Genomic DNA, 19867 nt, shown 5'->3' on the forward strand with positions numbered 1-19867 from the left:
GCGTCGGCGAGCGGCCCGGCCCCCGCCCGGAGTTACGGCTGACGGGCCCGCTACGGTCGGCGCGCCCTGCTCTGGGTGAGCGCGGCCCCGGCGAGGACGATCAGGGCGCCGACCGGCGTGTTCCAGCTCAGCTGCTCCCCGAGGAGCGTGACCCCGGCGGCGGTCGCGATGACCGGGATGAAGTACGTGACCATCTGGCCGGTCGTCGGCCCGACCTCGGCGACGATCCCGTACTGGATCAGGATCGCCAGCCCGGTACCCAGCGCGCCCAGCACGATCACGGACAGCAGCGGCCCCACCGGGAACGAGGTCGGCATCGAGGTGAACAGCGGCGTCACCAGGGCGAGTTGCAGCGTACCGAGGAAGAGCTGCGCACCCGTCAGCGAGAGGTGCGAGCTGCTGCTGCCCGCCAGCGTGCGGCGTACGTAGATCCAGCCGATCGGATAGCTCAGCGAGGCGAGCAGCGCCATCGCCGTACCCGCCGGGTCGAGCCCCGAGAAGCCCTGCCACGCGCCGAGCACCGTCAGCACCCCGAGGAATCCGATACCGAGGCCGGCGACCCGGCGGCGGGTGGGCCGGTCCTCGGAGAGCGCGACCATGGAGAGCGCCATGCCCCAGAGCGGGGAGGTGGCGTTGCAGATGCCCGCCAGTGTGGACGGGATCGTCAGCTCGGAGTACGCGAACAGCGAGAACGGCAGCGCGTTGAGCAGGAACGCCGCGACGGTGAGGTGGCCCCAGGTCCGCGCCGACCGGGGCAGCCGCTCCCGCTTGACCGCCATCGCGACGGCCAGGACCGCCGTACCGAAGAAGAGCCGGCCGAAGGTGACTTGGAAGGGGGCGAAGCCGTGGGTGCCGACCTTGATCAGCAGAAAGCTGAAGCCCCAGATGAGCGCGAGCGCGGCGAACCGGAGGCGCCAGTCGAGCGCGAGGCGCGGACGGGCCGCCCCGGCCGCGGGGGCGGAGCCGGTCGAGGGGATGGAGGCGGCGGATGCGGTGGAGGTGGCGGCGGTCGAGGTGGAGGTGGCGGCGGTGGAACTGGCCCGGGGCCGGCGGCGCGGGGTCGCGGTGGTCATGGCGTCAACGATGACGCCGCACACCTCGTAGAACAAGCGAGACTTTGTCCACCCGTCTGATTAGTATTGCTTACATGTTGAACCTGGAGCGCCTGCGGACCCTGGATGCCCTGGCGCGGCACGGCTCGGTGAGCGGCGCCGCCGACGGTCTGCACGTCACCACCTCGGCGGTCTCCCAGCAGATGGCCAAACTGGAACGTGAGGTCGGCCAGCGGCTCCTGGCCAGGAACGGCCGCGGCGTACGGCTCACGGACGCGGGCCGGCTGCTCGCCGACCATGCCGCGCGGATCCTCTCGCAGGTCGAGATCGCGCAGTCGGACATCGAGGCGCAGCGCGGCCGGGTGGTCGGCGAGGTGCGGATCTCGGCGTTCCCGACGGCGGCCCGCGGGCTGTTCCCGCGTGCGCTCCGCGCCCTCCGGGAGGACCACCCCGAGCTGCGGGTCCGCTCGTGCGAGCTGGAACCGGAGGCCGGGATCCGGGGGGTCATGAGGGGAGACCTCGATCTCGCGGTCGTGCTGGAGTGGAGCAACAAACGGATGCCGGTGCCCGGCGGCCTCGCCACCGAGCATCTGCTGGACGACGTGGCCGACCTGGCGATGCCGGTCGGCCATCCGCTCGCGGGCCGGGCGGAGGTGGAGCTGGAGGACTTCGCGGAGGACGACTGGGTGTCCTGGCCGGAGGGCGAGTTCTGCCACGACTGGCTGATGTTCACCCTGCGCGCGAAGGGGTTCGAGCCACGGATCGCGCATCTCGCGGGGGAGTACCACACCCAGCTCGCGCTGATCGCCGAGGGACTCGGAGTCTGTGTCGCGCCCCGGCTCGGGCGGGGCGCGCTGCCCGCGGGCGTCGCCGTCGTGCCCGTACGGAACACGATGCGCCGTCATATCCACGCCGTGTGGCGGACCGACGCCGGTCGCCGCCCGTCGATCAGGGCGGCCGCCCGGGCGTTGGCCCGGGCGTCGGCCGAGGTGGCCGGCTGAGCCGGGGCCGACCCTCGTGCGGGAGACACTCGTACGAGCCGAGGCATCCGTACGGGAGGGGGTTGACGGCTGACGGGCTTCACCCGCTGCCGACGAAAAGTGAAGTCCGTCAGCCGTCGGTCTGTGGTGGCGCCGGGGCGCCGGGGGTCACGGCCGCTCGGCGGCCATGGTCACGCGAGCGTGATCGACGTTCCGGAGACCTTGATGGAGGCCGTGGGCAGCGGCTTCGTCGCGGGGCCGGCCTGCACACTGCCGTCCGTCGCGCTGAACTTGCTGCCGTGGCACGGGCAGTGGATGACACCGTCGACGATGTCCTTCACCGCGCAGCCCGTGTGGGTGCACTTGGACGAGAACGCCTTGTACTCGCCCGCCGTGGGCTGGGTGACCACCACTCCCTGCGCGTCGAAGACCTTGCCGCCGCCCTCGGGGATGTCGGTGGTCTTCGCGAGCACGTCCGTGGCGCCGGCGCCCGCGCCGCCGCCCGTCGCGGGCTGCTCGGACGCGGCATTCGAGGAGCCCGACGAGTCCGACGAGTCGTCCGACCCGCCGCACGCGACGAGCGCCGCACTCAGCCCGACGGCGCCCGCCGCCGTGACCACTGCTCTGCGCCCGACGGTCCGGCGTTCCACGATCCGTGCGGTCCCCTGCGGTTCCGTCATGCCCAGCTCCCGTTCCCTGTCCGGCACTTGGTCACTCGATTGGCCCGGTCACCCGGTGGTCACTCGATCGATCTGGCTGTTCCGCCTCGCCGGTTCGTCAGAAAGTACGTGACGGAGCGGCGGATTACTCAGCGACTCGGAGATTTCTCAGGAAGTCGTCGCCCCGGAGCGGGGTGTGAGCCCCACCAGACCGGCCAGCCGCCGGTACGAGTCCAGCAGGGCGTCCCGGTCGTATGTGCTGGTCGTGACCAGGTACTCGTCCGCCGCGCTGCGCGCGAGCAGCTTCTCCAGACCGGCCGTGATCTCCTCTTCGGAGCCGGCCAGATGGCCCCGTCGCGCCTCCTCGAACAGGGCGCGCTCCCGCTCCGTCATGGGCGTGGCGAGGACCGTGCCGGCCGGGGTGAGGGGCGGGAACGCGCCGTGCGTGCGGGAGTACGCGGTGGACCACGCCTCCGGGATCAGCAGCCGCCGCGCCTCCTCGGAGGTGGCGGCGACCGCGACCGTGCCGGAGAGCATCACGTACGGGCGCTCGCCCCACGCGGAGGGCCGGAAGTCCCGGCGGTACTCCTCGACCGCCCGGAGCATCGCGTCCTCGCCCCGGACGGCCGCGATGACGAGCGGCAGCCCCGCCTCGGCCGCGACCCGCGCGCCCTTCCCGGTGGCCAGCACGAACGCGGGCGGCCGCAGCCCCTCGGCGGGGTGCGCGTGGACCTCGGGGTGCGTGGTGCCGTCGCCGGTGAAGTACGCCAGCAGCTCCGCGAGCCGGCCGGGGAAGTCGTCGGCGTCACTTCTGTCCCGGCCCAGCGCCCGGCGGATGCCGTCGGTGAAGCCGACGGAGCGGCCGAGCCCCATGTCGACGCGCCCCGGGAAGAGGGACTCCAGCACCCCGAACTGCTCGGCGACGACCAGCGGTTGGTGGTTCGGGAGCATCACACCGCCGGTGCCGACCCGGATGGTGGTGGTCGCGCCCGCCACGGCCGCCGCGAGCACGGTCGGCGCGGAACCGGCCACCCCCGGCACGCTGTGGTGCTCCGAGACCCAGAAGCGGTGGTAGCCGAGCGACTCGACGTACCGCGCGAACCGTACGGTCTCCCGCAGTGCCTCGGGGGCCGTCACCCCCTGCCGGATGCGGGAACGGTCCAGTACGGAGAACTTCGTCGTCGTCGCGATGGCCACGCTCGGTTCAACGCGCGGAGGGGGCCGAAATTCCCGGGTCGAATTTCCAGGACGGCCCGGTCAGGCGAGCGCGCAGGCCGTTCCGTTCAGGGTGAAGGCGCCGGGGGCGGCCGCGACCCCGCTGTGGCCGGCCTGGTAGCCGATGGTGACACCGGCGCCCGGGTTGATCGTCGCGTTGTACGGGGCGTTGGTGGCGGTCACCGCGCCGGTGACCGGGGCGTAGGTGGCGCCCCAGCCGGAGGTGATGGTCTGGCCCGAGGGCAGGGTGAAGCCCAGCTTCCAGCCGTCGACCGGGGTGGTGCCGGTGTTGGTGACCGTCACGGAGGCGGTCAGCCCGGTGTTCCAGGCGCTGGTCGTGACGGCCACCCGGCAGGTGCCCGGCTGCGGCTCAGGCCCGGGGCCGGGGCCGGGGCCGGAGCCGCCGCTGTCCAGCCCGAAGAACGTGACGGCACGCGCGGCCATCCCGCCGGCGGGGAGGTTGTGCCCTACTCCCTGCAAGCTGATGGCCTCGACCGCGGCCTGGTTGCCGGAGGAGCCGTAGCGGGTACGGGTCCAGCCGCTCTGGGGCGAGTCGGTCGTGGCCGGTGTCTGCGCGAGCCCGTGGACGTTCGTCCACTGCTTGATCTCCTCCCCGAAATTGGGGTAGCGCAGGATGGCGTCCTCGGTGCCGTGCCAGAGCTGCATGCGCGGCCGTGGCCCGCTGTAGCCGGGATAGGCGGCGCGGACCAGGTCTCCCCAGGCCGCCGGGGTGCGGCTGACCGTACCGTTGGCGCACGCGCTGTTCCACTCGGAGCCGTCGGTGGTGGCGAAGCAGCCGAACGGCACGCCCATGAACGCGGCGCCCGCGGCGAAGACGTCCGGGTAGTCGCCCAGCAGGACGTTGGTCATCATCGCGCCGGAGGACGCGCCGGTGACGTAGACGCGGCCGGTGTCGGCGCCGTACGTACGCGTGGCCCAGTCGACCATGGACCGGATGCCCACCGGGTCGCTCCCGCCGCCGCGGCGCAGTGCCTGGGGCGAGGAGACGTCGAAGCACCTGCTGGCCCGGGTGACGGACGGGTAGACGACGATGAAGCCGTACCGGTCGGCGAGCGAGGCGAATTCGGTACCGGAGTGGAACGCCGGCCCGGAGCCCCCGCAGTAGTGCACGGCCACCAGGACGGCCGGGCGGACGGCGACGGTGTCCGGCACGTACAGGTACATCTGGAGGTTGCTGGGGTTGCTGCCGAAGTTCGTGACCTCGGTGAGGGCGGCGGCGGGCGCGGCGGGCGCGGCCGCGGGCGCCGGACGGGCCGCGGCGGGCGCCCCGGACGGTACGGCCGAGGCGGCCGGGGTAGTGAGGAAGAGCGTCGCGAGCAAGGGCGCCAGCGCTCCGAGAAACGTGACGAGTGCTCGGTGCAGGGGTGTTCTTGTACGGTTGTTGCCGGTTCTGGACACGTCCTTGTCCCTTCCTGATCGCGGTTCGTGGGGGGTATCGCTCAGGGAAGTGCGCGTGCGGGGGAAAGACCGCGGCTCGAAACGTGTGCGGGTCGGCGCTCGGGCGGGCGAGGGGTACCGGCCTCGCCCGCCCGGAGTTCTCGTGGCGCCGCCCCTCCCGAGAGGCGCTGCCGGGGGGCATCGTGGCATGCCCACGACCGCTATGGAAGCGCTCCCACGGGCCTGGCCGGATAGTTCCGGCGCCAGTCGCCGGACCGGCTCCCGGGGCGGCCCGTCAGGGAGACCGGCGCTCCCCTGAGCTACGGCAGCCCGGCATATCGCCGAGTAGACGCATTGCCAAACGGGTGTGCACTCAGCGCTAACGAATATCAAGCTGCCGCCGCCTACCGTGAAGGACGTACGAAGAGAGACCTGGACGGCACTGCTGGAACCGCTGCTGACGACCCGACGCGGATTTCGTGGCAGTGGTATTCCGAAGTGCTTGAGGGGCCTCTGAATCCAGCTTCGAACGCGTCACAGAGGGAGACGGGGAATGAACCGCATCAGGAAGACCTTCACCACGCTGACCATCGCTGCCGCGACCACGAGCAGCGCCGCTGTTCTGGCGCTGTTCGCCGTGGCCACCCCGGCCTCGGCGTGGTCGTGGGACTGCCAGGAGTATCTGCGTGGCAAGGGGTACAACGTACCGGTGGGCGGAAATGCGGCAAAGGCGTGCAGCATCGCGGAAGATGGTGAGGGATCGACGAACTCGCTCTCGATCTGCCTTTCCCGCCTCGAAGCACTGGGCGTCAGCAACAGCCACGCCAAGGCCGCTTGCCGGCTCGGGGCCGCACGATAAGGCCAACTGGAATTCGTCGGACTCACCTCACGGAAGGGACTTCCCGCGGCTTTCCCCGAAGCCGACACCACTATTCGCTTCCGCTCACGGACCCGGTGGGGCCGACCGGTGGCGGTAGTCCCGGGGAGAGACGCCGTAGGCGCGCCGGAAGGCGCGGGTGAAGTCGGCGGCACGGGGGAAGCCCGAGCGGGTGGCGACGACGTGAATGGGGAGGGCGCGCATCGCGGGGTCGGCGAGGGTGCGGCGTGCGCGCTCCAGGCGCTGGAGGCGGATCCAGGCAGCGACCGTTTCCTCTTCGTGCCGGAAGAGGCGGTGCAGGTAGCTGGTGGAGATGTGGTGCGCGGCGGCGATGGCGGGCGGGGTCAGTTGCGGATCACACAGGTTCGCCTGGATGAAGGCACGGATGCGTAACGCCAGGGTCTCCTGGTGGCCCTCCGGCGGGAGCGCGTTGCCGGCGTCGAGCGCCTGGGCGAACAGTGCGGAGAGCAGATCCGCCGCGACCCTTCCCAGCCGGGGTCCGTCGTCGGGTCGGTAGGAGCCGGAGTCCCGGGTCACCTGGGTGAGGAACTGGGCGAGCAGCGCTCCGACCCCCTCACGCCCCGACAACCGCCGCATGATCAGCGAGTCGATCGCGTTCTCCGGCAGCGGCAGCAGTTTTCGGGGGATGAAGAACCCTGCCCCCATGATCGTATCCTCGCTCCCGCCGGTGGCCGCCCGCATGAGATGGGGCCGTGAGGTGTCGTGGAGAACCAGGTCGTACGGTTCGTACGTGACCTCGTGACCGGAGCCGGTGAGCCCCATCGTTCCCCGCAGGGGGAGTGACAGATGGTAGAGCTCGGGGTCGGACTGCCGGATCAGCTTCTGCGTGCGCCGCAGCGTCATCGGTGAGTGCTCCGTCGTCCACAGCTGTACGGCTCCCAGCGCCAGGACGCGCTGCGACGCCGTGGTGTCCGCCGTGCGGTCACTGTCGACGTCCATCGGCACATACGTCTGGGAAATGTGCTCGCGCCAACAGGAGAACCTGTCCGACGCGAGCACGTCCCCGGTGCAGAAAGCCGTCTCCAGCAGCATTTCCTCTCCCCACACGTTCCTGCTCGGCATGGTCCGCATCGCCGACCCTGCACAAGAGCACATCCCGTGCGGATACATGGCGGATACATACTGGGGGATTCCCTGGCGGGGTGGGGGTCACACGGGGCGGTGGCCCGTGGCTCGGACACTCCTCGCCCGCGATCACACGCGGTTACTATGCTCCCTTGCGCCGGGGGTGGATGCTCCGTACTCCCCGGATTCTCCCCAGGGCCGGTCTTCCCGGCAGGCCAGGAGACCTCGAAAGCCAGCTGGCCGGCAGAACGGGCTAGGCACGGTGAGTTACCTTCACGAATGGGGCCGTTGGGGGCGCCAGTAGATTCTTCGTCTGCTGGTGGTACAGGCAGTACGGCCTTCTGGCCGGCAAGGATGCCGGTCCGCTGGATTGAATACGGGAGGGTGGCCCGGGCATGGTCCGGATCTTGGTGGGGCTGTGCCCTGTCGTACTGTGACTGTTCGGTTGGCAGCCGGGGGAGAGGCGGCGACCGCGGTGACGCACGACTTGGCCCCCGACCCTTGCGGACCGAACCAAAGGGGCACTGGGTGCGGCTGACCTGGTAAACCTTGGGGCCGGTCACCTCTTGGTCGTGGCTTTTCTTGCCAGGCGATGCCCGAAGTGGGTGATTGGCTGTCAGACGGAGCCTCGTGTAGGTCTGCTCACTGTCACGGGTGACCTCCACTCGCGCGGAGAGGACTCCGGCGGGTAGAGCGCAAGCTCCCCCTGCGTCGGGTGACCCCCGCTCGAGTGATGGTGAACCGGACGCCGGCGCCCCGGTGGCGATGCCGGTGCGGTCCTCTCCGTGCCAGCGGGAGTTGAACCTCAGCAAGAAGGGCCCGGCCATACTGCTGACTGGTTACCAGACGCCGCAGACGATCTTGGAAAGTTGAGCGTCTCGTCTGTCACTCGTCCGGCCCGGCGTCGTTGTGGGGATGTTGAGTTTCGTCTGGGGCGGTTCATGCCCGGAAGATCGCCGAGGCGGTGATGCGGAGCGAGGCGGTGCCGAAGAACCGCCCGGCGGACCTGATCGACATCGTGTTGGAGGAGGCAGTGGATGCCGGTCTTCAGTCTGCTCCGCGGTGACGATTTATTCGGTGCCGACAGCTACAGCCGGGCGGCCTGACCGGCTGCCCGGCTGGATGGCGGTCAGGCGTTCCAGATGCCGGTTGCCGCTGTGTCCCTGGCGTACCGGGAGAAGTCTTTGGGCTCGCGGCCGAGGGCTTCCTGGACTCCGTGCGCGAGCTGCCGGTGCGGTGCGGCGGGATCGGAGGCGAACACCTCGGCGAAACCGGGTTCGTCTCCGGGGCTCGTCTCCCGGATGAGCGCGGTGTAGGTGATCCGGCGTCCGGTTGCGGCGGACAGTTCCGCGGCGATGTCGGCGAAACTCAGCAGGCGGGGCCCGGAGAGCTCGTAGGTCTTGCCGTGGTGGCGGTCTTCGGTGAGGGCGGCGACCGCCACATCGGCGATGTCGTCGGCGTCGACGAAGCCCTCGGTCCAGTCACCGGCCGGCAGGGCGAGTTCGCCGGCGCGGATGGCGTCGAGGAAGAACGCCTCGCTGAAGTTCTGGTTGAACCAGCCCGCGCGCACCACGGTCCATTCCACACCGGCGACCTTGACGTTCTCCTCGCTCGCCTGGGAAACGCTGTCCCCCCGGCCTGACAGCAGGACCAGACGCCGCGTCCCGCAGTCGGCCGCAGCCTGGGCAAGGGTACCGATCTGCTCGGCGTAGTCCGGCTGGAACGGGTCGGGATGGACTATGTAGACGCGGTCGGTCCCCTCCAGGGCGGGCTTCCAGGTCGCCTGGTCCTCCCAGGCGAACGGAGGGTGGCCGGAGCGGGAGCCGACACGGACCGGGCGGCCGAGGGCGGTGAGCCGGTCGACGACGCGGCGACCGGTCTTGCCGGTGCCCCCGATGACAAGGGTGAGCTGCGCGGATGCAGACATGAGCTTCTTCTCCTGATCGCTGGACTGGGCTGCCCACTCATTGCGAGTGCATGCCGTGAATTAACTATACGCCGTGAAGTTTCCGAACGGCAGGCAGTACGGTGACGCTGTAAAGTTGCGGAATGGCGACCATGGGGCGGCGCGAACGTCTGCGCACCGAGACGACGGCCGAGATCAAGAGTGTGGCGCTGGAGCTGATGGCCACCGGTGGCCCGGGGGCCATCACCCTGCGGGCCATCGCCCGCCGGATCGGCATGACCCCCAACGCCCTCTACGGCTACTTCGCCACCCGCGACGACCTGGTCACCGCCCTCATCGATGACGTCTACACCTCGCTCGCCGACGCCGTCGACGTCCCCGTCCAGGCGGCCGACCTGGACACCGGCGCCCGGATCAGGGCGTGGGCTTACGCCCTGCGGACCTGGGCGCTGGCCAACCCCGAGGGCTTCCGCCTCATCTACGGCGACGCGGTGCCCGGATATCAGCCCCCCGAGGGAGGCGCCGCCCCGCAGGCCGAACTGCGCTTCTGCACCGGCCTGCTTGCCCTGGCCGCCGCCGCCTGGCCCCACGCCGAGCACCTGTACGTCGACAGCGACTTCCACTGGTCCGATTTCGACCCCGGCCTCCTCGACCAGGTTCGTCCGGCCTTCCCCGACCTCCCGCCCGCCGTCGTCGCCCTGACCCTGCGCATCTGGGGCCACCTGCACGGCCTGATCAGCCTGGAGGTCCACGGGCACCTCCACGCCCGCACCACCCGCCTGGACAAGCTGTACGACGACGACGTCACCCAGCTTCTGCGCTCTCTGAACCTTGAGCGGCACCCCGCGGCGCGCGGCGGTACGGACAGCCGGTAGGCCGGCGCGACCAGGCCGTGGCAGCATGGAGGTCGTCCATCCTCCAGTAAGACCGTGTCCTACGTGGTGAGGCGGACGAGTCGTTTGTAGCAGCAGAGGGCGGCGGCGAGGCCGAGAAATGCAAGGTAGTTGCGGGGATCGCGCTCGTAGCGAGGGCTCAGACGTCGGTAGCCGGACAGCCAGGACATCGTCCGCTCGATGACCCAGCGGCGGCGGCCCAATCGTTCGCTGGACTCGATGCCTTTGCGCGCGATCCGCACTCCGATGCGTTTGCTGTGTAACCATTTCCGCAGGTCGGCGCGGTCGTAGGCTTTGTCCGCGTGGAGGCGCTGGGGCTTGAAGTGGCGGCCGCGATCGGGGTCGTGTCTCGTTTGGTGACCCTCGATCATGGGCTTCAGCCCTTCGCTGTCGTGGGTGTTGCCGGCCGAGACGCCGACGAGGAGGGGCAGTCCGTTCGCGTCCGACAGGACGTGCGTCTTGGAACCCGGCTTGCCGCGGTCCACGGGGCTCGGACCTGTGTGTTCGCCCCTTTTTTTAGCGCGTACGTGGGCGGTGTCGAGGACGACGCGGGTGACATCGATGAGGCCGGCGTCGTCGAGCAGGTGCAGCACGGCCTCGTGCAGCCGCCCCCAGACACCGGCTCTCGACCAGATCAAGAAGCGGCGGTGAGCCGTCGACTTCGATATGCCGAAGCACGGCGGCAGTTGACGCCAGGCGCAGCCGCTGACCAAGACGTAGACGATGGCCGCGAACAGCGTCTCACCAGGCGTGTCCTGCGTTCCGCCGCCCTGCGGCCGCACTCGAGACGGCGGGATCAGCGGCCTCGCGATCTCCCACAGCCCGTCCGGAACAATCCAACTCCACGTACCCCGCCCCATACATGGCTCAATGAGCCCTCACCACGTAGGACACGGTCCAAGTGTGCTGGCTCAACGGTGAACCCATCCAGGAGACAGTCCCCGGTCCTCGCTTTCCAGATCAGAGAGCCCTTGTGGCGACTTGGTCCGACTCCGAGAAGTGAGCATCGGTACTCCCTCTCCGAGGCCACACGATTCTTTTACGAGCTCCAAGAAGCCCAGCAAGCATCTGGTCTGGCCCTCGGAGGTTGTGAGTTCCCTCGGACTGTACTTCGCCTGTTCCCGCGGGCCACTTGCCCAGTGCCTCGGCATTCCCCGAACCGGCCAAGAGGATCAGGGACAGAAGCGGTACGGAAGCAGTGCAGCGACGGATGGGCGCCCGCCACCTTTCGTCATTCATCCGTGTCGGCTGCGCTCCGTCTACTGAGGCCGCCGCCTGGTGGAGGCGCGCGGGTGGTTTTCCCGGGTTGAGGTGGGGGAATAGAGCCAACGGCGAAGGACGAGGGTCACGGTCGGCATCATCAGATACGTCATCAACGTACTGAACAGCAGCGCGAGAATCAGCACCCGCGCCAGCAGCGGCAAAGCGCCGAGCGCCGGCCCCAGAAAGCCGTTGCCGATCAGGGAGATCGGGAGTACGCCTGCGAAGGCAGCGAGCGCCATCTTCCACCGAGGCGGTGCCATGGTGGTTGTGTCTTGTGGACTGGTGAACCAGGTCTCCATTCCGGAGAGTTCGCGACGGGCTACTTCGGTCTGATGGTGGCCGTCGCAGTTGTCGAACAGTGCTGCCCGCTCAGGTGACGTCGTCCAGCCCTGTGCGGACTCGTGATCGCGGAACCGGTGGATCAGGACCCACGGCCCGGCGGTCGTGGGAGGTCGGAACAAGCCATCCCCCAGGTGGCCGGGAAAAGTGGAGGCGGTGTTGGTCACCCGCCCGAACCACTCCCGGAAGTCCTGCTCGTAGCCGGGCTCCACTGTGCGCGCGGTGAGCAGGGTGACGTCGGTCGAGCCGTCGTCGTCCGTTTCGGTCATCGTTACTCGTCCTGCCGTCGTGAGCTGTCAGAGCTGTGGAGCCACGCGAACGAGGTGCTTGGTCTCCTGGAACTCTTCGATCCCGCGGATGCCGTTCAGACGCCCCACTCCTGACTGCTTGAATCCCCCCTCCTCGAACTGGTCGTGGATCACGGCCCAGGTGTTGGTCCAGACGGTCCCGGCCTGCAGCTCACGACCGACGCGCAGGGGGCGGTCGACATCACGGGTCCAGATGCTCGCGGCCAGGCCGAACTCGGTTGCGTTGGCGCGCGCCACGGCGTCGGCCTCGGAGTCGAAGAGTTCGAAGGTGGCGACCGGTCCGAACACCTCGCGCTGCACGATCGGAGCGGACACGTCGGCGACCTCGATCAGGGACGGACCGAGAAGCGCCCGGTCCCGCTTACCCTGCACGAGCACGGTGGCGTAATCGGCCGCGGCGGCCACAGTCTGTTCGACCCGTTGTGCGTTGCTCTCGTCGATCATGGCACCCATCTCGCTGGCCGGGTCGTCGCCAGGCCCGACCCGAACCGTCTCGAGGGCCGCGACGAGCCGCCGGCGGAGTTCGTCTGCCACGCCCCGCTGGACCAGCACCCGACTACCCGTCATACAGAATTGGCCCGCGAAAGTGGTGATGGCCTTGGCGAGCACGGGCACGGCCGCGTCCAGGTCGGCGTCGTCGAACACGAGCATCGGGGTCTTTCCGCCCAGTTCCATGGACAACGCTTTCAGCGTCGGAGCAGCCTGTTCCATGATCACGCGGCCGACCGCGGTGGAGCCGGTGTAGCTGACCACGTCGACATCGGGGGAGGAGACAAGTTCCGGAGCCCCGGCGTTTCCGCTTTCGGTGAAGACGTTGAACACGCCCGGATCCAGGCTCGGAGTGTCGGCGATGATCTCGCTCAGCAGCCCGTTGACCAGGCCGGTCTGTGCCGGCATCTTCATGACCACGGTGCAGCCGGCGGCCAGGGCGGGTGCGAAGGATCGCGTTGAGAGGATGACTGGTGAGTTCCATGGCACGATCACACCGGCGACGCCCGCAGGCTCGCGCAGTGTCATCGAGTACATGCCGGGTCGCACTTCCGCGGCCCTGCCGTGGTCGGTGACGGCGAGCGCCGCGTAGTAGCGGAGTTTGGGGATTGTGCCGTCGACTTCGAGAGCCGCCTCGGGGAGCACTTTTCCGTTCTCTCGCGCCAGGAGAGTGATCAGTTCTTCCCTGCGGTTCTCGAACCGGTCGGCCAGCTCGTGCAGGGCTGCCGCACGTCGGTGGCGATCGCGGGGCCACTGGGTGGTGTCGAAGGCCCGTCGGGCTGCGGCCACGGCGGATCTCGCTTCCTCCGCACCACCGTCGGCGAACGTACCGAGAAGGTCGTTTGTCGCGGGGCTGCGTGACTCGCTCCGGGAGCCGGAGTCGTGCCACCGTCCGTCGATGTAGTGGCGCGCGTGGGGCAAGGTTTCGGATGTGGGCATGAAGTGACCTCGTCGTGTGTCGATCGATGTTGCGCGGCGGTCCGCGGGACAACGACAGCGACGTTACAAATCAGGGCCCGTATGCGAATCGGGCGGGCAATCGGTCATCGGCGGAAGCAACGCCAGGCGCGCCACCGCTCCCGTCGCGGGCCTGCGAGAGAAGGTCGTCGAGAACTGCGCTCTCCTTGCGGCGTCAGAACAACGCCGCCTGCGCTGCGACTGTCAGGGCTCCGGCACCGTACGGGCCAGGCGCAAACCGCGTCATGCCGCGCGTTCGGACTGGACGAGTTCGCGGGCGCGCGGCGCGACCTCGTGACCGAACAGGTTCAGGTCGGCAGGCTCGTCCGAGGCGAGGATGAACCCGGAAACGCCGTACCGCAGGGCGAGGTCGGCGATCTGTTCAGCCCAGTCGCGTGGAGTCCCCTCCAACAGTCCGCCGCCGACGCCGGTCGTGAATCGGCCGCTCAGGTTGAGCAAGCGGCTGACCGCCGCAGGCTCGCGACCGGCGGCGGACGCGGCCTCGTCGATCTGCTCGTTCATCGCGTCAAGCGATGCGGGGCCGTCGGGCAGGAATCCCAGGGAGGGCAGCCAGCCGTCGGCGATCCGGCCGGTCAGCCGGAGCATGCGCGGCTTGTAGGCACCGATGCGGATCGGAATCCGATGGGCGGGCGCGGGCCCCCGCTTCGCGCCGGTCACGGTGTAGAACTCCCCCTCGATCCGGAGGGGACCGGACTCGTCGGTGGCCCACAGCCCCCTGATCACACCCACGGCCTCCTCCAGCGCCCGCACGGCCTCGGCCGGTTCGAGCCGACGGCCTCCCATCGCGACGATGCCGTCCCAGAACGCACCCGCGCCGATGCCCAGTTCGACCCGCCCGCCTGTGAGCCGGTCCAGGCTCGCGGCCGCGCGGGCCAGCACGGCCGGGGGACGCAACGGAAGACTCAGCACATTTCCGCTGATCCGGATCCGTTCGGTGCGTGCCGCGACGTACGACATCAGGGTCCAGGTGTCCTGGAACGCCGACTGGTAGGGGTGGTCCTGGAAACTGACGAGGTCGAGTCCGGCCCGCTCGGACGCCAGGGCCAGCTCGACCGGCGCCTGAGGCGGGCGGGCAGCGGGGGTAACGAAGCTGCCGAACCACAGTTCGTGGCCGTAGTCGGTCATAGGTCGCTTCCTCCGGGGTGGTTGGTGGGGAGGGGGGTGAGGGCGAAGGTGTCGCCGAACCGCCCTCCGGGTCGTAGGTCGTAGACGCTTTTGAGCTTACGCAGACGCGAGAGGGTCCGTGGGGGGCGATGCCCCGGCGAGACGCCCGGGCCGAAGGCTGGACCCGAAGCTGATGTAGAGGCCATCGAGGAAGGGGCGCAGCTGGGCCGAGGCCCTGTCGACCGCCTCGCCGGCACCGCCCATCACCACGAGCGAGAAGTTCGCGTCGCGGTGGGCGTAGGCGGTGGCGTCCGAGGGACCACCGGCGACGGCGCCGCCGACCGAACGGAGCTGGAACCATCCGATCGCGCCACTGCGGATCACGCGGGCGGCCGCCGCGGCAAACCGCGGGGTCATGTGCCGGAGCAGGCCGCTTCGGGAGACCGGTTCGCCGCTGGAAACCGGTGGGTCGTCGCTCGCGTTGTCCATACACGGCCGCGCAGGACGTGACGACAACGTCCTGGCCGTACATCGGAGAGATCGCGGCCAGCGGCTCCAGCCGAGTGAGCACGGTCTCCCGGTCCACGGCGTCGACCATGGCGCGACTCGGCACCAACGCCGGTCGTCCGCCCCGCGGAGGCGACGCGGGGACATCGAGCATGGCAACACAGGTGACCAACCCGAAGTTTCTGGTGTCCGCAGCGGACGATCTTGTGAGAGAGGACCGTCCTGCCAAGGGGTTTACGTCTGGCCGCGGTCGGGGTCACCAGCACCCCCGCTCCGGCCGAGCCTCAAGCCTGCGCCTGCAACACCCACTTCGTCGCGAACACTGCACTGGCTTCAGTTGTGGATGCCGCACGACGAGGAGACGACCCACTGCCATCAAGGCCCTGCGCACCGCCGGGGGAGAGGGGGAGACGCCGCTGACGGCCCTTCGCCGTACCACGGCTTTCAGCGTGTCAGTTCCAGCGTCTGATGGAGCAGGTCCAGTGCCTGGTCCACGCCCTGGTCGGCCAGGTAGACGAAGTCCACGAAGACGTGGTCGACGTCCGTCTCGTCTCCCGTACGGAGGATGATGTCCGCGATCTCCGGCACGGTCGACTCGGAGGTGGGGTTGATCCGCAGGATGGCGTCGATGCTGGCCGGGTCGCGACCTTCGGCCTCGGCCATGCGGCGGACCTGCTGCAGCGGCTGGTCGACCACGGCGGCAGGGTCGAATACGGAACCCGGAACGGGCAACGCCACGGGAAGTATGCCGTCCGCGCGGCGGGCCGCACGGCGTTGGGAGGCCGGGGCGAAGCCAGACAGATAGACCGGAGGCCGAGGGCGCTGGACCGGCTTGGGCCCGATGTGGGCGGCGGGGAAAGCGTAGTGCTTGCCGTCGTGTTGCCCGACGGGCTCGGTGGTCCACACCGCCTCCAGTACGTCCAGACACTCGTCCAGCCTCGCGCCCCGCTCCTCCCAAGGAACGCCCACGCCCTGGTACTCCTCGGGCGACCAGCCGGTGCCGAGGCCGGGTATGAGACGCCCCCCGCTCACCACATCGACGCCGGACAGCGACCGGGCGAGCAGCAGCGGAGGGTACCAGGGGGCGATGAGCGTGGAGGTGCCCAGCAGCGCCCGTTCGGTGACGCTCGCGGCAACGCTCAGCGCCACGAACGGGTCGAGCATGGTGTGCAGTTGCCACGGAATTGTGTCCGTGCCCCCGTAGCCCACGCTTGGATTCACCGCGGCCAGCACGCGGTCACCCACCCATAGGCTGTCGGCTCCGAGTTCCTCGGCCTGTCGGGCGAAGTCGGCGACCTTGCCGAGCTCTTGAGCCATCGCGCCGTACTGCGGAAGCGAGAATCCGATGTGCATGCGAACTCCTGGAGAGACAACGATAAATTGACCGATCCCATGTTGAAGCATCAACTTCGGTTTTCTGTAAAGGCACTGAGTCCTCCCAGCGACCGGGACGCCATCGCTGGATCATCGAACGCACCTGGCTCGCCGGATACGGCCGCCTCCACCGCCGTTATGAACGCAAGGCCATTCACTCAGGCCCGAACCTACGTCGGCCGCCCGAGCTCGCGAATCGGTCACCGTATCGGTCGCGGCTCGCACCGCACCGGCACGTGGTCCGGAACGGGGCCGCTCGGAGGCCGGCGGACGAACGGGGCAGGGTGGCCAGGAAGCAGGCCGATAGGGTGTTCCAGGTCGTCGGCACGGTGCAGAAGCCGCAGAGTTTCGGTGGTGGGATCGGTGGCGCAGATGCCGGTCGCGACCATGCGGGCGGGGCCGGCTCACGAACCGCCTGATGCTCGGCGACGTCAGTGGGGACGACCGTGGTAAGGCCGTGCAGGCGGATCACGAGCAGCTCCTGGGTTCCACGACCGGATCGACGCCCGAACGGCCGACGGGACAGAATGCCGGGCGCCGCCGTCCCCGCCGGATCGGTCGCTCGGCCACAGCGGCAGAATGGCCTATAGCCTCGAAACGGTCGCATCACCGCGGCCTGGCACGACATTCTGGGGTGGGACATGGAGCTGTTCGGACGGCACGCCGAGACCGCGGCCCTCGACAGGTTGCTGGATCGGGCCGCACACGGCTCGGGCTCCGGACTCGTGCTGTGGGGCGAGCCGGGTATCGGCAAGACCGCCCTGCTCGAGCACGCCGTCGAGGCCGCGTCCGACGCGACGGTGCTACGGTGCCGGGGCTCCCGGATGGAAGCAGGGCTCGCATTCGCGGCGCTGCATGAGCTGCTCTGGCCGGTGATGGACCGACTGGAGAGGCTCGCCGCTCCACAGGCTGCGGCGTTGCGCGGCGCGCTGGGACTGAGCCGGGACACGACCAACCGATTCCTCATCGGCGCGGCCGTGTTGTCACTGGTCAGCGATCTTGCCCGGGAGCGACCGGTGCTTGTCGCAGTGGACGACGCCCAGTGGGTCGACGAGGCGACCGCGCACTGCCTGGGCTTCCTCGCCCGGCGAGTGGCGGCCGATCCGGTCGCGGTGCTGCTCACCGGACATGAGGACCCTGCCTCGGGGCCGTGGGAAGGACTGCCGGCACTGGAGGTCATGGGGCTGGCCGACAACGACGCCCGGCGGCTCCTGGTCGCGGCCGCCCCGGGGGCCGACGAGGCGCTGGTCGATCGCACGATCCGGGCAGCTGGGGGCAACCCGTTGGCGCTGTACGAGCTGCCCACCATTGATCACGAGCCCGATGGCGACGCGCCGCTCGGGAGATCCGGCGATCTGACGCCGGTCGGGCCACGGCTGCGGCGGGCGTTCGGCTCCCGGGCCATGGCCATGACGCCGCCGGCCCGGGCGTTGCTGCTGTTGGCCGCTGCCGAGGACCGGGGCGACCGCCATGTCGTGCACCGTGCCGGGGCCGACTGGGGCGTCGACACGCCCACCTGGGACGAGGTCCTGCGCTCCGGTCTGATCCGTGCGACCGGGGCCCGGCTGGAGTTCCGCCACCCGCTGATCCGGGCGGCGATCTACGACGGCGCCCCCTTCCTGGACCGGCAGACCGCGCACCGGGCGTTGGCCGTCGCCCTGCCGAGGGACGCCACCGCGGAACGGGCCTGGCATCTGGCCGCCGCTGCCGACACGGTGGACGAGGACGTCGCCACGTTGCTGGAGCAAGCCGCCGAGCAGTGCCTGCAACGTAGTGCGGGGCCGATGGCAGCTCGCACACTGCGGCGGGCGGCCGAGCTGTCCCCCGAACCGGCCGCGGCCGCGCGCCGCCTGGCTGCTGCCGCCCGGGCCGCATGGGACGCAGGCGACGCGGAGGCGGCACGGCAACTGCTGGACGACGCCGAGCGCCTGGGGGGCGAGCTTCTCGTCGCCCGGCTGAGCGGCGGGTTGCGCGGGATCCTCGAGTTCGCCCACGGCCTTCCTGAGCGTGCTCACCGCTACCTGGTCTGCGACATGGCTGTCGTCCCCGGCGCTCGCGGCGCGGTGGAACTCGGCACGGTGGCCGTCCGCGCCGCGTGGTCGGCCGGGCGGCCCGACCTCCAGCAGGAGGCACTACAGCGGCTGCTCGCCGTGGACACCGACAGTGATCCCGCCCTGTCGGAGCTGTTGCCCGTGCTGAGGGTCTGGTGGTCCTGCTACGACCAGACCGGTGAGGCCACGCCGACCACCCCGGAGATGGCCGGCGGCACGGTCAGCCGGCTCGGTACGGCCGCGTGGGAGCTGCTGCCACCCGTACCGCTGGCCCAGGCCTGGGGGATAGAGGGCTCGCTGCTCGATGTGCTGCGCGAGCAGGCCGTACACCTGCGGCGTCGGCATGAACTCACCGCGCTGGCGCTGGTGCTCGCACAGACCGCAGTCCTCGACATCGCCGCGGGGCGTTGGGAAGCCGCCGAGACCGCGGCGGCCGACGGGCTGCGGCTGGCCGAGGAAGTCGGGGCGGATCACCTGGCCACGCAGTGCCGCGTCTCCCTCGGAGCACTGGCCGCTGCCCGGGGCGATCACCCCACCGTCGACGAGCACACCACCCAGATCCTGCGGGTCTCGGTCCCACGCGGGGTGCGGGGACTCAGCGCATCGGCGTACCTGCACCGCGGCCGCGCGGCGCTGTTCGACGGTCGCCCACAGGACGCACTGACTCACCTGATGCCGCTCGCCGACCCCGAGCATGAGGCCGCTCACCCTACCTGTGCGCTGTTAGCCGCCATGGACACCGTCGAGTCGGCGGTGCAGTTGGGGAACGCCGACGTCGTCGAACCCCAGGTGGCCATGGTGGAGGCGTGGGCACAGCGCACGGGTGCGACGTGGGCCCGTACCACCGGCCATCGTCTCCGCGCCCTCGTGCTCGGCGGCCCGGCGGCAGAGGCCTCGTATCAAGCGGCCCTCGACGTGGCGGGTGCGGCGGACTATCCGTTCGAGTACGCCCGTACACGGCTGCTTTACGGGGAGTGGCTGCGACGGGCGCGCCGCCGGGCCGACGCCCGGATCCAGCTTGCCGGAGCAGCCGAGATCTTCGACCGCCTGGGTGCGAAACCACTGTGGGCGCGGGCGCTGTCCGAGCACGCTCTGACCGAGAGCCCGCGAGTCCGTCTCGTGCCCAGCTGCACCGACGAGGCCGGGCTGACCACGCAGGAACTGCGGGTCGCGCAACTGGCGGCGAAGCGTCTGACCAATCGGGAGATCGCGGCACATCTGCTGATCAGCCCACGCACGGTCGGCCACCACCTGGCCAAGGTCTATTCCAAGCTGGGCATCACCTCCCGTGCGGAGTTGGCCCGGATCGACTTCGCGGGGAGCCTGCGGCTCCGCGCGGCCGGTGACTGACCGTGCCGTACGCCGATAGCCGCTTGCACACCAGATTC

Annotated in this window: 16 protein-coding genes and 1 pseudogene; 5 read left to right on the plus strand and 12 right to left on the minus strand. The window is 69.9% G+C overall.

The genetic code is table 11. From position 1 onward, the window contains the following. Positions 1-50: 50 nt before the first annotated feature. On the minus strand, positions 51-1073 hold the full coding sequence (locus tag ACFTZC_RS34255; RefSeq protein WP_382896489.1) for a DMT family transporter: 1023 nt from the start codon (positions 1071-1073) through the stop codon (positions 51-53). Positions 1074-1147: 74 nt separating this feature from the next. Here ACFTZC_RS34255 and ACFTZC_RS34260 point away from each other — a divergent pair, with 74 nt between their 5' ends. Beyond that, a complete protein-coding gene (locus ACFTZC_RS34260) occupies positions 1148-2053 on the plus strand; it encodes a LysR family transcriptional regulator (RefSeq protein ID WP_382896492.1) in 906 nt (301 codons plus the stop codon). A gap of 170 nt (positions 2054-2223) precedes the next feature. Here ACFTZC_RS34260 and ACFTZC_RS34265 read toward each other — a convergent pair whose 3' ends face one another. From ACFTZC_RS34265 to ACFTZC_RS34275, 3 genes are all read right to left on the minus strand, one after another. Then, positions 2224-2712, minus strand: coding sequence for a Rieske (2Fe-2S) protein (locus ACFTZC_RS34265; RefSeq protein ID WP_382896495.1), 489 nt, complete (start codon positions 2710-2712; stop codon positions 2224-2226). 147 nt (positions 2713-2859) lie between these two features. Continuing rightward, complete coding sequence (locus tag ACFTZC_RS34270; protein ID WP_382896660.1) at positions 2860-3882, minus strand: LLM class flavin-dependent oxidoreductase; 1023 nt, start codon at positions 3880-3882, stop codon at positions 2860-2862. A 66-nt stretch (positions 3883-3948) separates the two neighbouring features. Next, positions 3949-5325: a PHB depolymerase family esterase gene (locus tag ACFTZC_RS34275; RefSeq protein WP_382896498.1), complete on the minus strand. Its 1377-nt coding sequence runs from the start codon at positions 5323-5325 to the stop codon at positions 3949-3951. Positions 5326-5857: 532 nt separating this feature from the next. On the opposite strand from ACFTZC_RS34275, the gene ACFTZC_RS34280 reads away from it, so the two are divergent. Then, entirely contained in the window at positions 5858-6163 is a 306-nt protein-coding gene (locus ACFTZC_RS34280; protein ID WP_382896501.1) for a hypothetical protein, read from the plus strand. Positions 6164-6247: 84 nt separating this feature from the next. On the opposite strand, the gene ACFTZC_RS34285 is transcribed toward ACFTZC_RS34280, so the two are convergent. Then, positions 6248-7264, minus strand: coding sequence for a helix-turn-helix domain-containing protein (locus tag ACFTZC_RS34285; RefSeq protein WP_382896503.1), 1017 nt, complete (start codon positions 7262-7264; stop codon positions 6248-6250). Positions 7265-8396: 1132 nt separating this feature from the next. Next, positions 8397-9194: an NmrA family NAD(P)-binding protein gene (locus tag ACFTZC_RS34290; RefSeq protein ID WP_382896506.1), complete on the minus strand. Its 798-nt coding sequence runs from the start codon at positions 9192-9194 to the stop codon at positions 8397-8399. A 122-nt stretch (positions 9195-9316) separates the two neighbouring features. Here ACFTZC_RS34290 and ACFTZC_RS34295 point away from each other — a divergent pair, with 122 nt between their 5' ends. Further along, positions 9317-10048, plus strand: coding sequence for a TetR/AcrR family transcriptional regulator (locus tag ACFTZC_RS34295; protein ID WP_382896508.1), 732 nt, complete (start codon positions 9317-9319; stop codon positions 10046-10048). Between the two features lie 59 nt (positions 10049-10107). Here the strand turns inward: ACFTZC_RS34295 and ACFTZC_RS34300 are convergent, their stop codons facing one another. The 6 genes from ACFTZC_RS34300 to ACFTZC_RS34325 all read right to left on the minus strand — a co-directional run bounded on the left by ACFTZC_RS34300 (position 10108) and on the right by ACFTZC_RS34325 (position 16407). Then, on the minus strand, positions 10108-10926 hold the full coding sequence (locus ACFTZC_RS34300; protein WP_382896511.1) for an IS5 family transposase: 819 nt from the start codon (positions 10924-10926) through the stop codon (positions 10108-10110). Between the two features lie 399 nt (positions 10927-11325). Beyond that, positions 11326-11937: an antibiotic biosynthesis monooxygenase gene (locus tag ACFTZC_RS34305; RefSeq protein WP_382896513.1), complete on the minus strand. Its 612-nt coding sequence runs from the start codon at positions 11935-11937 to the stop codon at positions 11326-11328. A 27-nt stretch (positions 11938-11964) separates the two neighbouring features. Next, positions 11965-13404 carry an aldehyde dehydrogenase family protein gene (locus ACFTZC_RS34310; protein ID WP_382896516.1) on the minus strand — a complete coding sequence of 480 codons (1440 nt, stop codon included), beginning with the start codon at positions 13402-13404 and terminating at the stop codon, positions 11965-11967. 261 nt (positions 13405-13665) lie between these two features. After that, a complete protein-coding gene (locus ACFTZC_RS34315) occupies positions 13666-14568 on the minus strand; it encodes an LLM class flavin-dependent oxidoreductase (RefSeq protein WP_382896519.1) in 903 nt (300 codons plus the stop codon). A gap of 96 nt (positions 14569-14664) precedes the next feature. Then, on the minus strand, positions 14665-14964 hold the full coding sequence (locus tag ACFTZC_RS34320) for a hypothetical protein (protein WP_382896522.1): 300 nt from the start codon (positions 14962-14964) through the stop codon (positions 14665-14667). 534 nt (positions 14965-15498) lie between these two features. Continuing rightward, positions 15499-16407 (minus strand): TIGR03619 family F420-dependent LLM class oxidoreductase, encoded by a 909-nt coding sequence (locus tag ACFTZC_RS34325; RefSeq protein WP_382896524.1) that lies wholly within the window; start codon positions 16405-16407, stop codon positions 15499-15501. A 68-nt stretch (positions 16408-16475) separates the two neighbouring features. On the opposite strand from ACFTZC_RS34325, the pseudogene ACFTZC_RS34330 reads away from it, so the two are divergent. Continuing rightward, positions 16476-16580 (plus strand): annotated as a pseudogene (locus tag ACFTZC_RS34330) (IS5/IS1182 family transposase); the annotation flags it as partial. Between the two features lie 489 nt (positions 16581-17069). Continuing rightward, positions 17070-19829 carry a helix-turn-helix transcriptional regulator gene (locus ACFTZC_RS34335; RefSeq protein WP_382896527.1) on the plus strand — a complete coding sequence of 920 codons (2760 nt, stop codon included), beginning with the start codon at positions 17070-17072 and terminating at the stop codon, positions 19827-19829. Positions 19830-19867 lie beyond the last annotated feature (38 nt).

Origin of the sequence: Streptomyces sp. NPDC056987 (assembly GCF_042673865.1) — a bacterium.
Taxonomy (GTDB): domain Bacteria; phylum Actinomycetota; class Actinomycetes; order Streptomycetales; family Streptomycetaceae; genus Streptomyces.

Excerpts from the sequence above, each read along its gene's own strand:
- ACFTZC_RS34310 (WP_382896516.1), bottom strand. The coding sequence starts at position 13,404 with ATGCCCACATCCGAAACCTTGCCCCACGCGCGCCACTACATCGACGGA.
- ACFTZC_RS34300 (WP_382896511.1), bottom strand. The coding sequence starts at position 10,926 with ATGGGGCGGGGTACGTGGAGTTGGATTGTTCCGGACGGGCTGTGGGAG.
- ACFTZC_RS34285 (WP_382896503.1), bottom strand. The coding sequence starts at position 7,264 with ATGCCGAGCAGGAACGTGTGGGGAGAGGAAATGCTGCTGGAGACGGCT.
- ACFTZC_RS34335 (WP_382896527.1), top strand. The coding sequence starts at position 17,070 with ATGGAGCTGTTCGGACGGCACGCCGAGACCGCGGCCCTCGACAGGTTG.
- ACFTZC_RS34325 (WP_382896524.1), bottom strand. The coding sequence starts at position 16,407 with ATGCACATCGGATTCTCGCTTCCGCAGTACGGCGCGATGGCTCAAGAG.
- ACFTZC_RS34290 (WP_382896506.1), bottom strand. The coding sequence starts at position 9,194 with ATGTCTGCATCCGCGCAGCTCACCCTTGTCATCGGGGGCACCGGCAAG.
- ACFTZC_RS34260 (WP_382896492.1), top strand. The coding sequence starts at position 1,148 with ATGTTGAACCTGGAGCGCCTGCGGACCCTGGATGCCCTGGCGCGGCAC.
- ACFTZC_RS34315 (WP_382896519.1), bottom strand. The coding sequence starts at position 14,568 with ATGACCGACTACGGCCACGAACTGTGGTTCGGCAGCTTCGTTACCCCC.
- ACFTZC_RS34255 (WP_382896489.1), bottom strand. The coding sequence starts at position 1,073 with ATGACCACCGCGACCCCGCGCCGCCGGCCCCGGGCCAGTTCCACCGCC.
- ACFTZC_RS34320 (WP_382896522.1), bottom strand. The coding sequence starts at position 14,964 with ATGACCCCGCGGTTTGCCGCGGCGGCCGCCCGCGTGATCCGCAGTGGC.
- ACFTZC_RS34265 (WP_382896495.1), bottom strand. The coding sequence starts at position 2,712 with ATGACGGAACCGCAGGGGACCGCACGGATCGTGGAACGCCGGACCGTC.
- ACFTZC_RS34295 (WP_382896508.1), top strand. The coding sequence starts at position 9,317 with ATGGCGACCATGGGGCGGCGCGAACGTCTGCGCACCGAGACGACGGCC.
- ACFTZC_RS34280 (WP_382896501.1), top strand. The coding sequence starts at position 5,858 with ATGAACCGCATCAGGAAGACCTTCACCACGCTGACCATCGCTGCCGCG.
- ACFTZC_RS34305 (WP_382896513.1), bottom strand. The coding sequence starts at position 11,937 with ATGACCGAAACGGACGACGACGGCTCGACCGACGTCACCCTGCTCACC.